The organism is Chitinophaga dinghuensis (assembly GCF_003259435.1).
GTDB lineage: Bacteria > Bacteroidota > Bacteroidia > Chitinophagales > Chitinophagaceae > Chitinophaga > Chitinophaga dinghuensis.
The window spans coordinates 199122-213190 of sequence record NZ_QLMA01000011.1 but is presented as its reverse complement, the minus strand read 5'-3'; the positions used below and the strand labels follow the sequence as shown (position 1 = coordinate 213190).

14 protein-coding genes and 1 tRNA gene are annotated in these 14069 nt (G+C 43.0%); 1 reads left to right on the top strand and 14 read right to left on the bottom strand.

The window, feature by feature from the left end:
• Window positions 1-120: 120 nt before the first annotated feature.
• Both CLV59_RS27370 and CLV59_RS27365 read right to left on the bottom strand, forming a co-directional pair.
• Window positions 121-193 (bottom strand) — tRNA-Glu (locus tag CLV59_RS27370).
• Between the two features lie 153 nt (window positions 194-346).
• Window positions 347-877: a hypothetical protein gene (locus tag CLV59_RS27365; RefSeq protein WP_111595284.1), complete on the bottom strand. Its 531-nt coding sequence runs from the start codon at window positions 875-877 to the stop codon at window positions 347-349.
• A 14-nt stretch (window positions 878-891) separates the two neighbouring features.
• Between CLV59_RS27365 and CLV59_RS27360 the strand changes: the two genes are divergently transcribed.
• On the top strand, window positions 892-2022 hold the full coding sequence (locus CLV59_RS27360) for a lanthionine synthetase LanC family protein (RefSeq protein ID WP_111595283.1): 1131 nt from the start codon (window positions 892-894) through the stop codon (window positions 2020-2022).
• Here CLV59_RS27360 and CLV59_RS27355 read toward each other — a convergent pair.
• The 12 genes from CLV59_RS27355 to CLV59_RS29535 form a co-directional block, all read right to left on the bottom strand.
• Entirely contained in the window at window positions 2019-2558 is a 540-nt protein-coding gene (locus CLV59_RS27355; protein ID WP_111595282.1) for an aspartyl/asparaginyl beta-hydroxylase domain-containing protein, read from the bottom strand. The genes CLV59_RS27360 and CLV59_RS27355 overlap by 4 nt on opposite strands.
• Window positions 2555-2965, bottom strand: a complete 411-nt coding sequence (locus CLV59_RS27350; RefSeq protein ID WP_111595281.1) for a hypothetical protein — start codon at window positions 2963-2965, stop codon at window positions 2555-2557. The genes CLV59_RS27355 and CLV59_RS27350 overlap by 4 nt, the downstream gene beginning before the upstream one ends.
• Window positions 2962-5166, bottom strand: a complete 2205-nt coding sequence (locus tag CLV59_RS27345) for a peptidase domain-containing ABC transporter (RefSeq protein ID WP_111595280.1) — start codon at window positions 5164-5166, stop codon at window positions 2962-2964. Before CLV59_RS27345 ends, CLV59_RS27350 begins: the two co-directional genes overlap by 4 nt.
• Window positions 5144-8356 carry a lantibiotic dehydratase gene (locus CLV59_RS27340; RefSeq protein WP_170137942.1) on the bottom strand — a complete coding sequence of 1071 codons (3213 nt, stop codon included), beginning with the start codon at window positions 8354-8356 and terminating at the stop codon, window positions 5144-5146. Before CLV59_RS27340 ends, CLV59_RS27345 begins: the two co-directional genes overlap by 23 nt.
• Window positions 8357-8363: 7 nt before the next feature.
• Entirely contained in the window at window positions 8364-9269 is a 906-nt protein-coding gene (locus CLV59_RS27335; RefSeq protein WP_111595278.1) for an LLM class flavin-dependent oxidoreductase, read from the bottom strand.
• A 3-nt stretch (window positions 9270-9272) separates the two neighbouring features.
• The gene (locus tag CLV59_RS27330; protein WP_111595277.1) at window positions 9273-10466 is read right to left on the bottom strand and encodes a lanthionine synthetase LanC family protein; all 1194 of its coding nucleotides are present in this window, start codon (window positions 10464-10466) and stop codon (window positions 9273-9275) included.
• Between the two features lie 12 nt (window positions 10467-10478).
• Window positions 10479-11393, bottom strand: coding sequence for a peptide arginase, FlmR/OhkR family (locus tag CLV59_RS27325; protein WP_111595276.1), 915 nt, complete (start codon window positions 11391-11393; stop codon window positions 10479-10481).
• A 123-nt stretch (window positions 11394-11516) separates the two neighbouring features.
• Window positions 11517-11729, bottom strand: a complete 213-nt coding sequence (locus tag CLV59_RS27320) for a class I lanthipeptide (protein ID WP_111595275.1) — start codon at window positions 11727-11729, stop codon at window positions 11517-11519.
• 57 nt (window positions 11730-11786) lie between these two features.
• Window positions 11787-11996: a class I lanthipeptide gene (locus CLV59_RS27315; RefSeq protein ID WP_111595274.1), complete on the bottom strand. Its 210-nt coding sequence runs from the start codon at window positions 11994-11996 to the stop codon at window positions 11787-11789.
• Window positions 11997-12051: 55 nt separating this feature from the next.
• Entirely contained in the window at window positions 12052-12264 is a 213-nt protein-coding gene (locus CLV59_RS27310) for a class I lanthipeptide (protein WP_111595273.1), read from the bottom strand.
• 909 nt (window positions 12265-13173) lie between these two features.
• The gene (locus CLV59_RS27305; RefSeq protein ID WP_111595272.1) at window positions 13174-13539 is read right to left on the bottom strand and encodes a site-specific integrase; all 366 of its coding nucleotides are present in this window, start codon (window positions 13537-13539) and stop codon (window positions 13174-13176) included.
• A gap of 54 nt (window positions 13540-13593) precedes the next feature.
• Window positions 13594-13851 carry a phage integrase SAM-like domain-containing protein gene (locus CLV59_RS29535; protein WP_111595271.1) on the bottom strand — a complete coding sequence of 86 codons (258 nt, stop codon included), beginning with the start codon at window positions 13849-13851 and terminating at the stop codon, window positions 13594-13596.
• Between the last annotated feature and the right edge of the window lie 218 nt (window positions 13852-14069).

Here is a 14069-nt window from a genome sequence, read left to right as displayed (position 1 = left end):
AATCAGACTAAATCTAAATGGAATGAGCCCGGTAAAATACCGAGCTCAGTTCCAAAATACTTAATTTTTTTATCCAACTTTTGGGGAGCAGTCCATTTATCAATGCTAACCTTTTTTATGTTGCTCGTAAAGGAATTGAACCTCTGCTTCAAGAAAGAAAATCTTGCGTCCTAACCTCTAGACTAACGAGCCGGATAAGTAATACAGTAAGGCAATCCGCTGAATTACTATGTAAACAAATATATGTAATCTACTATGAAAAAAAAAGTTTTCAGCTCAACTTTTTTCTACTTTTTTTTATCTTTTTATTCATTTGTTTTTTTCATCAAATCATGGTTTTCCTGGATTAGTACTTTCGGATAACACTACCAGGGTATAGCTCTTTGAGTACGTCAAAAAACCAGTAGTCCACCTCTGATTGCCAGTGGTCCATCATATAAAAACAAGAGAAGAATATTTCTTTATCATCGTACACAACTACCTTGTCTTTTTTATCAACGAATGCTGCTTTTGCGCCTTCAGAGCCTGCAGCCATACGTTTTGCTGCCCAGAACCAGATATGATATAGTCTGAATAATTCTTTGTCGCGCGTAGAGGGATTGTCTGCCGTATAGAATACCACCTGGTTCCTTCGCAGGTACTCCAGTCCTTTAAACACAATAGTAGCGGCTACTTTGGGATCATGGGCATTACTGCAAATATTCCATCTTTCAAAGGTCATTTCATATATGCTGATTCGTTCTCCGATACCAGGCATATATCCGGAGCGACCTACCCAATGCTCATCAAACTTAACACAGTACTGGTTTCCCAGTTCCGTAGCAAATACGAAAGCATTTTCATTTATTTGAGAACATTCATATCTTTCCAGTATCATATACCTTATTTAAAATGTTATCATCCTTTCCCCTTCGTCAATTGCAAGAGTGGAGTCAGTATCTGGAACTGCATCTCCCTTATTTCAAAAGGTTTGATGTTTCCTATGGCAAAAGTGGTATTGCACTTTTTTATCTGTACAAATACAAACTACTGCAGGAAACAGCTGACCTGATTGCATTTCATCAACTGACGGCAGATGCAATTGACCAGATGACCACCATGGCCAGCAAAGACCAGTACTTTATTCAGCTAACCGAGCTGGCATTCTTCCTGCGACTGTATCAGGAAGAAATTACCATCGAACATGATATAACAGCGTTGCTGGAACAAATAGACGATATGCTCGTGAAAGCCGCTATGATGCAAATTCAGCAGCAGCAACTGGATGGCTTTTCCGGAGCGGGATTTCAGGTATACTACCTGCTGCATACCAGGGGGCAGCATCCATTGTTAAATACTTTCATTGAGCAGGTTGCTACACAAGTTCAGCAATCCGGTAGTTATGCCATCTCACTTCAGCCTGGCCAGAAAGCACAACCAGGGATTATTCACGGTATATCTTTTCTGTTACTCATACTTTCCGGTTGTCTGCAAAAAAATATTCTGCCGGAAATCTGTCAAGACTTACTAAAAGGCATCAGTAATTACCTGCTGTCGCATCGGCAGGAAGAGACTGTATACCATACTTACTTCCCGCATACCTTCGGACATCCATCTTTTTCACGTCTGAACATTTGCTACGGCGATGCCGGTATCCTTACAGCATTGTTAAAATCAGCACAGGTTACCGGCGACCAGTCTTTAATGGAATTTGTGGAGCGCGGTATAGCGTTCAGTGCAGGCAGACGATCGGCAGACCAGAATGGTATCGATAACAATGGCATCCTGTATGGTTACAGCGGTATTTCTCTCTGGCTGCAACGTTTACAACAGCAGGGCATTGGTATTAATGCCGGCGATATGTTATGGTGGCAGCAACAGCAGGAAAATGGTATTGCAGGCTTGAACATATCTTCACTAGGAATACCGGCCAGTCAGTTGAAACCACTTTCTTTTGCAGAGGGGGCCACTGGCGCGTTTGTAGCCATGATGAGCCGCCATCTGCAGGATAACAGGTTCTGCTCCTTATTGTACCTTCCTTAAACAGTAGTCTCCTGCATGATCATATCCCTGTGAAGATCAATTAGCAAAACGATACGTGTTTCGTCCGTTTTATTCCAGGCCTCATGCGTGTAGCTGTCGTCAAAAATCATCAGTTCTCCTTTCTTCCAGCCCCTTTCGATGTTGTTAATTTTTATACCACATTCACCGTCAGGAATATGCAGGCCCAGATGAGAGCGCAATACATTATGTGGTCGCATTCTGTCGAAATGAGGATAGATAATGGTTCCTGGCTTGAGCGAGGAATAAGCCACGCTGTAGATGTATTCATCATACCGGGTGAGCAATGAATACAAACCGGCGCAATGTTTTTTTACCACTTCGTTGAGAAAGTTGTTGCCTTCATAACGGAGTCCAAGCACCTGCCACCCCTGATTGAAGATGTGTTTATTGTACCAGTCCAGGAAAAAGTTGTTGCGGTATATTTCCTCCGATTCCTGATAGAATACCTCTGTATTCTCCAGCACGTAATCAAAAATTTCATGTTTTACATCGTAGAATTCCCTGTAGTCACTCATATGTTTAAAAGATTTTTAAGTAAGGTAATTTTTGTATGTTCCTGTATGTAGATGATACCGTTTATATTTTTCCGGCCTTGCAGCAGAGTATCCGGCTGTAACAGCTGTATCTGGTAACCATCGCCAGTGGCCGACCGTTGTTTTACTACCAATGGGATGAAATAATCTCTCCCGTTCACAGCTACTTTCATATTGTAGTGACGGGCACTGTCCAGTTGTAACTGACCTGTATTTAATGTGGCTGTGGTTTCTTCTGTGGTCTGTATAACTACCTGGTGCGGTACCATTCTGAATGGATGATAAAATATCAGTATTAGCATGAGACCTATTCCTGCCAGCAGATATACCAGCCAGGTAATGAGCAACAGGTTGCGCGGATTTTGTTGAATTAGGGCATCTTGCTTCATTCTTCTATAGTTTGCAATTGTTGTCTGATCAGTTTGTAATAAGCAGCCCTGTTTTCCAGAAGCTGGTCGTGCGTTCCGGATTCGGCAATTCTTCCGTTATCAAATACCACAATATTATCAGCAAACCGGATGGTGCTAAGACGATGTGCCACAATTACAAGGGTTCTGCCTTTAGCGAATTGTTTCAAGTTAGACATGATCACTAATTCATTTTCTGCGTCGAGTGCATTGGTAGCCTCGTCCAACAGCAGCAGATCGGGTTCCCTGTATACGGCACGGGCAATCATCAATCGCTGTTTCTGTCCCTGGCTGATACCTTTCCCATCTGCCCCAATCATCATATCCCATTTGAGTGGTAATGCGCATACATAGTCATAGATATTGGCAATCTTAAGTGCACGTTCCAGGCGGGCTATATCAACTTCATCTGATAAAGCAATGTTTTTCGCGATGGTTTCATTGAAGATGTAATTTTCCTGTAAAACTGCCCCTATGTGATTACGCCAATCTTCAACATTGATGGTGCTGAAATCTGTATCTCCTATCATTATACGCCCGGCGTATCCGGTATAATATCCCATCAGCAGTTTGAGAATAGTTGTTTTGCCGCCGCCGCTGGGTCCTACAATGGCAGTAGTTTTGCCTCTGGGTATATGAAGGTTGAGTTTATCAATGGCGAAATCGTTGTCCAGCTTTGCATGCTTAAAGGTCACCTCTTCAAAATAAATATCTTCCTGCTGGCTCCCTTTCACAGTATGCGTTAAGCCAGCTTCTTCCTGTTTCATCCAGATGTCAAAAATCCGGTCGAAGCTCAGTTTAGCTTCCACACCATTCAGGATAGATGATACAATATTCTGCACAGGCCCAACCAGTTGCCCGATAATAAACTGTATAGACAGCATGGCGCCCAGTGTGAGCTTATTATTGATGATAAGTTTCGCGGAATAATAAATGATGAAAAGCTGAGTAATTTCGAAAATGATCGTCGCACCGGTTTCTTGTATCTGCCCAATTCTCAGGGAACGGAATAAGGTGCCGTTATATTTTTCCTGGTTAAGTTTCCATTTGGAAATAAAGAATTCGGAAGAGTTATAAATTTTCAAATCCTGGATGCCACTAACCAGCTGTGTTAAGATGGTCTGGTTCATTGACAGGGTTTCAAATCTTTCCCAGTCATTCTTTTTTCTTACTTCTATAAAGATGAAAATCCACAACAGGTATAATATCGCCGAAATCCCAAACAGGAGGAGGAACACACTGTTATAAATATACAGTACCGTGGTGAAAACTATCAGAGAAAGTACGGATGTGATAAAGCTGAGTACATACCGGGTAATGAATACCTCCACCCGCTGGTGATCCCGTACGCGTTGCAGCAGGTCACCTATTTTCCTTCTTTCAAAAAAAGTGACAGGCAACCGGAATAACTTGGACAGAAAGCTGTGTACCAGTGAGAAGTTTACCCGTATGCTGAGATGTGTTACAATCCAGCCTCGCAATATTTCGAAAGTGCTCTTGCTTAGGATCAACGCCAGTTGGGCCAGTAGCAGGTATTGTACCAGTTTTAGTTCTCCGGATGCAATGCCGCCGTCGACCAGGTTCCGGGTGAGGAATGGCAGGAGGAATTGCATTAGCATAGTTACTACCAGCCCGGTAATAAGTACCACAAAATAAATACGTTTATGGGCAAGCTGTCGTTGCAGGAAGGCCATTCTGGGTTTGAAGGTAGACGGATCACTTTCCAGTTCAAAGAAACGCGCCTCTGGCTGCAGGCTCATCACATAAGCCTTCCGCGAACCAGGATTACCGGCAAAACAATGATCGTAGAAGTCTTCTCTGCTCATCACCACTATGCCTCTGGCGGGATCTGCTATGGTAACATTCCGTTTACCAATTTTTTTCAGTACCACAAAATGATTGCCTCTCCAATGAACGATACATGGCAGATCGTCCTGGAGCTTATCAATATCCTCTAACCGTTGCAGTACGAGTCCCTCTGCGTGGAAGCCCAAAAGGGTTGCACCTTCACGCAGTAATGCCATAGACGTACCTATATTGGCTGTATCCACCATGCCAGCGAGGCGGTCTGTGGAGAATTTTCTGCCGTAATAACTGCAAACCATTCTCAGGCAGGTAATTCCGCAGTCGCTTGCATTTATCTGATGATAAAACCGTAACCTACTTTTCTTGAACAATCGCATCAGAGATATTTATACGCGTTGCAATAATTGATTTGTAATACAATTCCAGTAAAGAGTATATCGTATACTCGTGCATCCTGTTTTTGGCCAGCAGGAAACGTAGCAGGAACATGTGGATAAAACTGCGCATGGATCCTATTTGCTGATGACTGTCAGGGTATGCTGCCAATACCAGCTGCCTTAGGTTCCGGCTGTATTCTTCAATAACGGCGGCTATCTGCGGAGCATTGCTGAAAGGTAGTTTCCGGTCTTTAATAGCATTATCCAGGAGCGAAAAATGTTCGCGGTACTTGGTTCCCATTTTGCGCCGCTGGGCCTTGTTAGCTCTGAACTCCATAGCAAACCAGTCTCTGTTATCCATAACATACTTATGTTTCTGCTGCATGTTAAGGGAGAAGGCATCCATATACACATCGAAAATTATGACTGCGGGAAGCCAGTTAAGTGACGGATGTCCACCCTGGTCCAGCAGCTGTAATAGATTAACAGATACCTCACTGTCCAGACAGAAAATCTGTTCTGCAGCCGCAATTCTGTCCGGGCCTCCATAACGTTCAATTTCCCGTTTGTAGGTATCCATGGAAATTCGGTCTATAAAGTCGTTGTTCATGAATGGTCCCACAACCTCGTAGAACAGGCGGAATAATTCTCCGTACCGACTTACATCACGCAGGTGAAACCGCAGCCTGATATGTGATTCGGGATCATGGAAACGCAGAAAGAACCAGGAAGATATCAGTCCGGCAGTCTTCATCCGCTCAATCATCCCCGGCAGATGCTCCCGTATCAGTTTATCTGCGTTGGTCACACCAGTATAAATTTTGATGTATAGCCATTCAGAACCCGGCGGGAAATCTCTGCTTACTTTCGGAAATACAGTAGCATTCAGGTGCAGGTATTCCTGCTTAGTTTCCAGGAGGTGCAGGTTCTTGAAAGGAATCACGATCTCGTGCAGGTAATTGCCCTGATCATTGTGGATCAACTGCCGATCAGTGCCGGCATATAGGTTTTCTTCCACTATCAGGGTGGGATTTTTTGCGAGCATATCTGCCAGGACCATCGCTGACGGATAGGGACATTTTTCCATGTCAATAAACAATCTGTTATCACCGGCAAAGACAAAGAAGCTATCCGGAATATTTTTCTCTCTCAGTACAGACCGGATTTTTTCTACCCTTCCTTCCGGGTTAAGATCCCAGAGATCTGTGAATTCGCGTTGATAAATAGACCAGGAAGCCGGCCTGAAAATATAATTCTCATACCTGATGCGTGGTACGTGCTCCAGTATTTTGTTGATCGGTCCAAGGTTGAGGCTCATGTAGCGTACTCCTTCCATGTGCTCATTCTGCAGATCATACAGGAATTTATACAGCGGCAGAATGTGTTTATTGGTATTATGTGCATTGGAGAGCACGGGAATGATTCGCTCATTCTTTTCGTTGTAGAGATGGAATACTTTATTTTCCAGTCTTACATACAGCTGGTCCACGCGGATAATGCCAGGTTCAGTACTGTTGGATTTGGTAATATATCCGATCTCATAATCACGCAGGCTGGACCTGGTGGTGATATTACCCACCCGGGGATCTGCCAGATGTGTGATTTCAGCCACTTTAAACCGTTGTCTGCTATAGCAGGCATCTTCAAAGTCGGCAATCTTCCGGGTAACATCCCTCATCTCCGGATTCATGATAGAAAAGCGGCCCAGTAATGTCAGGGCCGTATCTGATCCCCAGTCCCGGAAGTGTACGAGAGGCTTACCTGATTCGTTTGGAATAATACTGACGAAGGCATTCAGCGTAGGTGGAATTTTATCCATATCAAAGGTGAACAGTTCCAGCTCTGCCGGGGTAATGACTACTTCGTGACTTTGCTGTTGCTGAGCGCGCTGAATCTTACGGAATAAGAACGTATGGAAGCGGTTATCCCACATTAACGGTGAAATACCTGTTCCGGGAGGTCTTTCATTGACTGGTACATCGTCTACCAGTGGTGTATGGTAAAGTAAGCTTTCTGACAGGGAATTATAGGCGATGCCGTATTCCGGGTCCATCAACTCTACGAGTCTGACAGATTGTTGTTCGTAACGTGTTTCAAATTTCTTTTTAAAGGCCTCCAGGGATTCAGAGCTGCGGCTTATTCCTGCGAGTTTGAAAAGGGACTTTACCCCGTTTTTTACATTAATAACGGCGTTGTAGGAGAGGTTGGCTGCTGCTTCCACTTCTGCATCCATCTGGAAATAGTCCGTAGTTGAAAATTTAAGGGGGAATTCTCCTGCTTTTGCTGCCAGCTGGCGGAATACTTCCACATTGTTGTCCGAGGGACTTAAAGAGGCTGTAATATCATTTTTTGCTTTCAGCAGGTTCCAGATATTGCGGAAACGCTTTTCTGCCTGTAAGTCCGGGATACCTGCCTGCAGTTTGTTTCCAATCAGCTCCAGCAACTGGTCTTCATATCTCGCGCCTACAAGCCAGGGTTCAAACTCTGATATCAGGATTCTTTCATTGATCAGTTCATGGAGAAATTCAGCCGCATCGTCGTATTCTATTTCATCATCTACAATAGCAGCTGCCAGTTCATTGAAAGAAGGCCCGGCCGCGGCGGATTTCAGGATTACGGAAAGGTATTTGTTCATCCGGAAAGTGGACAGCGAATAGTTTCTTCTGCCGGCGCTATCATAGTTGAATTCAATATACCTGTATATATCGCTGATGCAATAAATGCTGTTGTTGGGGAAGAAGCGGATGTACGGCCTGTTTGCCGGTTCATCAGTCACAGCCTCCATGATAGATAATAAAAAGGCGGTATCCCAGTAAAGGTGTTCTTTTAATTCTGAGTTTGGCGCTATATGATCCTGCTCCTGACTGAGAGTGCCGATGCCCAGTCCGGCGAAGGTGCCGAAAGGGGTGCAGCGTGTAGCCATCCTGTTCAGGTATTTCAGCGCAGTCATCTGAAAAGATTGCATTCGTTTATAGTCCTTTTCATCAATTCCTCCTTCCAGGAAAATTGTGACTTCCTTCAGAAAATTATCTGATGCAAAAAACAACGCGTTCTGAACTTCAGGAGAGGCCAGTATATCTTTCAAATAACTATTGATATCCTGGTATTTGCCAGCCCCCAGGTATTTTTCCAGCGGGAACTGTGGAATTCTATATATGAATTTACCAAAGCTTTCTACGTTAAATTTCATATGCCAGTTATTTGATAATGCTTTGTAAATAATAGAGGGATTCAATACGGGCGGTATTATCCAGCAGCAGGTCGAAGAACATGAATTCATCCACACCAAATGCTTCCCTGTACTGATTAATTCTGTCTTCAAACTGTGGAAGGGAGCCAATAAATGAGTTCACAAAATTGCCGGTACTCGCGGTTTCTGCGAGATGTCTGGCCTCTTCCTCCGTTTTCCTGCAGACGCCGGAGAAGGATACAATCACCTGGGGCAGGCAGCCATGCGCATTGTAGTAATCTTCTTTATACCTCGCAATCGTATCCTTTTCATATTCCACCGGCTTGGTACTGTGAAACATAGACCGGGCGTAGTTCATGCGGTATTCTATGGCGGTGGCTGTATGGCGGAAAGAGGAGCCAAGCATAAAGGTATCCGGTACCTGTCCTTTATATGGTGGTATTATTACCTGATATTTTTCCACCATCCGCTCTTCCTGGTTAAAAAACTGATGTAGGGATTTCATCTTTTCTGCCATCATATCTGGTATGTTATTCCGTTTACGGTGCAGCATGAATTTACCTACCTGTACAGGTGGGGTGCCATTGGCAATACCGAGATCCAGGCGGCCAGGGAAAAGGTTTTCCATAAGTTTGAAATGCAGTGCGATTTCATATGGAGAATAATAATTCAATAGTACACCGCCGACACCTATTTTAATTTTGCTGGTAGACTGCAACAGGATTGGTACCATCATCAGCGGCGAACTCCAGGCGTCCATATTCGAATAATTATGATGTTCACTGATCCAGTAGCGGGAGAAGCCCATCTCGTCTGCTTTCTCCGCATAATCAATTACATCCAGCACTTTACCCATACTGCTGAGCGTAGTGGTTCTTCTTCCAAAGTCGAGTAATCCGAGTTTTACAGCCATTGATCAAAAATTAAGCAGAAAAATATCGTTCCATCCGGCAGCTTCTGGTACCTGCGCTGTAAGTAAGCTTAGTACAATACCGGCACGGCCTTCCAGCAATCCGGCATTACTGTCATTTGCCCATTGTTCGGGAGGATGAGCGTCGAGCTTTTGCAGGAGCGTGTCGGCCCAGGACAGGGAGGCATCTTTATATACTTGTTCACCTGTAGCACGGTAGATGGTATCATACACGTTTATCAGACCACTGTATCCATGGCAAAAGAAGAGATTCAGTTTATCTGTCTTATATAAGTCGTTGGTCAGCGTCAGCGCAGCAATCTCCCTGGCATTGGCCAGGTAAGTCTCATTCTTCAGTACCTTCCCCATTTTCAGGTACATCAGGGCCTGGTTCAGATCTCCATAACACCAGGCCAGCCTGCTGGTATAAAAATCCAGGTTCTGTTCCGCCATATTATCCATCTCGATATAACTGGTAGGGTAGTACGAATTTTTGCCAGTTACTTCCAGCGGCTGTCGCTTTCCTTCTATAAAACGCATACCCTGCTCTATAAGATAGCTGACCTGCGTTTCCGCGATACCTTTCTCTTTCAGTTCAGCCAGGATCATCAGTTGTCCAGCCAGGCCATGCGCCAGCCCCAGATCAAATTCTATCTCTTCTCTTCCCAGCAATACAGTATTCATCATCCGCATCCCATTGTCGTCAATACGTGCTTTCTCCTGGTATGCCGTGAGCATTTGCAGGATCCATGGCAGCATTTTTTCTTCTGGTAGTCGCCGGATGAAATAATATAGTATACCCATGCCGCCATGCAGGTAGTCGGACTTCCCCACTTTAAGTGATTTCAGCCCGATATTAAACAGAAACTCTTCTGTATCCCCAAAACCATCGTTAATATCAAACGACAGGAATTTCTTTTCATTCAGATGGCAGAACATATAACACACACCAGCCAGACCATTGCAGAAAGAAAAAAGATTGTGCAGTTTATAGGTGTTGTTGTTGATGGTATGAATGAGGAGATCACAGTATTCGTGCCCTTTACGTGTATAATGCGGATCATTAAGATATCGGCCGGTATAGAAGTTACAGAGGGTGAGTCCGGCCAACCCCTGCATGAGTGATATATTCCGTTCTGTATCATCCGCCTGTACGGCGCTGTTAAGCGCATCCAGGATTTGCCTGATTCTGTTTTCCATTGGAATAATATTTTATGACTTACATAACATGGTTTTATCAGTTGCTTCGTATATGTGTACAAGGGAGGTCTGATACAATGTGTTTAGCCCTTTTAAAAGCAGCTGTTCTATCAGTTCCCATTGATCTTCCGGTGTATAGCCGCTATAGCGGGAACGACAGATAGTAATAAGTGCTGGTCTGATATTTTTATGATGGAGCAGGGCAATAAATTCATCCATACGTGCTGCTATTTTTTCCGGTGTAACCTTTCGAGGACTGGGCAGAATGGCGTTGTAGTAATTGATAACGAGATAATAGCGGCCATTTGCTGCCATGGCCTCTGCACGATGTACCGCGAATTTCAGCGGATGATATTGCTGTTGCAAAAATTCTTCGTATTGTTCTTGTGTCACCTCCAATACCACTTCATTTCTGGTTTCAGGATTTGTTTCACAAGAGAAGTAATCCAGGTCTATATCCAGCAGGACGTCTGTGGTTTTCACAGGATGGAATAATTCCGGCCGGATACGCTCGTAGTTGAGTCTCTGATAGCCAGATTGCAAAAGAGGGGCGGAAGCTTCATTCAGTGCCCCTGCCAGTATATTCCTGTTATTATTATCATAAGAAGTAATGTACATTTCAGAAGTACCCACCCTGGGCATATCTGTCTGGATCCATGAAACATGCCTGATAAAACCTGTGAAGCCGGCAGCAAGGATAAAAGAGGCGATATCCAGTTCTGTATAGGTGAAATCGCGGATCTCCTGCTCTGACCAGCTCCAAATCTCCTGCAACGACTTATTCAGTTTTGGCACGGACATATCAGAGTGATCATCGAAATGAAAGAGTATATTATTCTTATTTGGTATGATACCTGATTTAGCAGCCAGCATCCATGCAAGGAATGCTTCATGGTGTTCTTCCAGTATATAAACAGGGATATTCATAAGTAAGGTGATTACGCTAATAACGGTATCCAGAAGCCTTTCTGCTATTGTAGTATTGCAGATGGGAAATATTTGGGATTGAAGAACAATCCCAAATATTTCTATTACACGTCAGCCGATGGCTTACTTATTGCAGGATCTTCTGCAACAAGAATCAGCAGCTTCAGAAGAAAACTGAGCAACATCAGTTCCATCAGTTGGTAAGTCAACTGTGTTACCACAGGCAACACCTGAATCGGTAGTTTGACCTTCGGAACCTAGCAGGGCTTTCATTTGATCATCCTGCAGACGTAACAGCGTTTCTTTTTCTAAGGTTATTTTGTTTTTCTTTTCCATTTTGAGGATTTTTAGACGACTGATTAAATATTGATAACAATGTGGAGTGGGCTGTAATTATTTACCATTACAAGACCTTCTGCAGCAGGAGCCTTCTGCAGTTGCCGCGAATTCCGGTTCAACTGTATCAACAGGAACATCAACGGTATTGTCACAGGCAACACCTGAATCAGTAGTCTGACCTTCAGAACCCAACAGAGATTTCATTTGATCATCCTGAAGACGTAACAGGGTTTCTTTCTCTAACGTTATTTTTTTCTTTTCCATTTTTTGGATTTTAGTACAACTGATAAAATGCGGTTGCTAAATGTACGGGATGGCATTAGTTGCAGGACCTTCTGCAGCAGGAACCTTCTGCAGCAAATCCTTGAGCAGGTGCGGCATCTGTTCCGTCAGTTGGTACATCGATGGTATTACCACAGGCAACGCCAGAATCAGTAGTCTGTTGTTCAGCTCCCAGTAAGGCTTTCATTTGATCGTCCTGCAGACGTAAAAGGGTTTCTTTTTCAAGATTGATCTTTTTTTTCTTTTCCATTGTGAAAGGTTGAAGGATTTTAAAAAATAGGAGTTACAGGCCAAGCGTCGTGCTCAGCATATGCCAGGCTAATGCATAAAGTTCTCTCGCGGCCGCTTAAACTTCATAGCAGAAGCAATGTGCCAGGTTAAAAAAATGCTCAGTTAAAAAAATGAAATAGTAAGGCTACAGATTAAAGGTCCATACTATTGGGAAACTACAAAACTGGTTAAACTTTTTAAATAGTATTAAATGGAAAATACTGCTACCGGCCATCCTGTCAATGACAGCGCCAGGTACATTTCAAGAGATTAAAATATAATAAACAACAAACTGCGATTCAGTTGGCAGAACAACACATACACAATTGATTACATCCTGTCACTCACTCTGCATCATGGAAAAAATGTACGTTTAGCATCATAGGGACTACAAAATAAGGTTCGGTAATTAACAATGTTTCTTTTTGTCAGATTCTGGTGATACTATCGTATGCATACAAATAAACAGGAAAGAATTAATAATTGCAAATATTTTTTCTCTTTTATATTATTTTATCTCCGCATGAAGTTATTCTATTCTTGTACAATACAGAAAGTATAGCAGGATCCGCTCTTTTCTCATCCCTACATGGTTTTCGGGGAATAAGCAAGTCATTTTAATGACACATCGCGTTCTTTTATTTTTGCAAATTTGGTTTACTGTTTACCTGATCCTCGAAATAATTTCACAATCCAGATATGGAACCACCCGCTGGTATGGACGACATACTGTCTATCTTTTTTACGAGTAACTTTTATGTCTTGGCTTCTAATGATACATCCCGACCTTTTATATTTGCAAATTCGGTCTCTCGACCACCAGATGCACAGAAGATCTTTACAAATCTTCCAAAGGAATACGTTATTGGATTATTGAGTAGCGCGTCTGTCACCTGATCTGATGCTTCCTGCAAGAGGGTAGGGCAGCCCGTTTCCTTAACTTTAATAACTGTTTTTCCGGGATGACTACCCGCCCACCAGTTTTTGTCTGCTGAATGGTTATTAAATTATCTTGTATATGCTCGCTGGTAAGTCTGGAGTAATCCGAGAAACGCAGACCGGTATAATTTCCTGGCAGGAATAAATCACAGGCGCGCTCTAGGCGGGTATTGCCGGATAGATCAAATTCTTCCAATGCCTTTAAATCTGCTGCATTCAAATAGATATTGTCTGATTCTTCATGCGGCTTGAAAAAGTAGTTGCTTTCAAATGCTTCACATACTTTGATCCTATTGATTTTTGCTTCTCGTAACACAGTTTTGATTCGCTTTATATGGTCTCCCACAGTATTCAGGGAAAGCTGTTTAACCTAGGTGAGGTAAGAGGTATACTCACTATGAAACCGAAGATCAATTATATCAAAATCAATTTTCCGTTTTGCTATTCTTTGGAAGTTCTCCAGGTGATTATATGTTGTGGTAAAGCCTTTGTTTGTGCTATGTATGGTGCTCTTTCTTGTTCTGGGACTGATCTGGGTTCCTTTATTGGACCTTTCAATGAAATCTTTGAAGTAGCTAAAAAAGGATGGACGTGTATGTACTATTTTTCCAGTAGAGATATCCAGCAATACTTTTAATTGTGCTGGTTGCTGCTTTCGGTTGTTTCAAGTAAAAGCCTACTTCCATTGTTCCTGTATTTTTCTGGTTAACAATATTTAGGGACTGTTTTTGGCTTCCTTTACTGCAAAAGTCTCTACAGTCGTAATTTCTTGGGGACAATCTTGGGGAAAAAAGGAGCCTGTTTTGGGGACTTTTTCAGTTTCTCTATCTTTATTTCCCTTTCCTT

Excerpts from the sequence above, each read along its gene's own strand:
- CLV59_RS27365 (WP_111595284.1), bottom strand. The coding sequence starts at position 877 with ATGATACTGGAAAGATATGAATGTTCTCAAATAAATGAAAATGCTTTC.
- CLV59_RS27355 (WP_111595282.1), bottom strand. The coding sequence starts at position 2,558 with ATGAGTGACTACAGGGAATTCTACGATGTAAAACATGAAATTTTTGAT.
- CLV59_RS27340 (WP_170137942.1), bottom strand. The coding sequence starts at position 8,356 with ATGAAATTTAACGTAGAAAGCTTTGGTAAATTCATATATAGAATTCCA.
- CLV59_RS27310 (WP_111595273.1), bottom strand. The coding sequence starts at position 12,264 with ATGGAAAAGAAAAAAAAGATCAATCTTGAAAAAGAAACCCTTTTACGT.
- CLV59_RS27345 (WP_111595280.1), bottom strand. The coding sequence starts at position 5,166 with ATGCGATTGTTCAAGAAAAGTAGGTTACGGTTTTATCATCAGATAAAT.
- CLV59_RS27330 (WP_111595277.1), bottom strand. The coding sequence starts at position 10,466 with ATGGAAAACAGAATCAGGCAAATCCTGGATGCGCTTAACAGCGCCGTA.
- CLV59_RS27320 (WP_111595275.1), bottom strand. The coding sequence starts at position 11,729 with ATGGAAAAGAAAAACAAAATAACCTTAGAAAAAGAAACGCTGTTACGT.
- CLV59_RS27325 (WP_111595276.1), bottom strand. The coding sequence starts at position 11,393 with ATGAATATCCCTGTTTATATACTGGAAGAACACCATGAAGCATTCCTT.
- CLV59_RS27335 (WP_111595278.1), bottom strand. The coding sequence starts at position 9,269 with ATGGCTGTAAAACTCGGATTACTCGACTTTGGAAGAAGAACCACTACG.
- CLV59_RS27315 (WP_111595274.1), bottom strand. The coding sequence starts at position 11,996 with ATGGAAAAGAAAAAAATAACGTTAGAGAAAGAAACCCTGTTACGTCTT.
- CLV59_RS27360 (WP_111595283.1), top strand. The coding sequence starts at position 892 with ATGTTATCATCCTTTCCCCTTCGTCAATTGCAAGAGTGGAGTCAGTAT.
- CLV59_RS27350 (WP_111595281.1), bottom strand. The coding sequence starts at position 2,965 with ATGAAGCAAGATGCCCTAATTCAACAAAATCCGCGCAACCTGTTGCTC.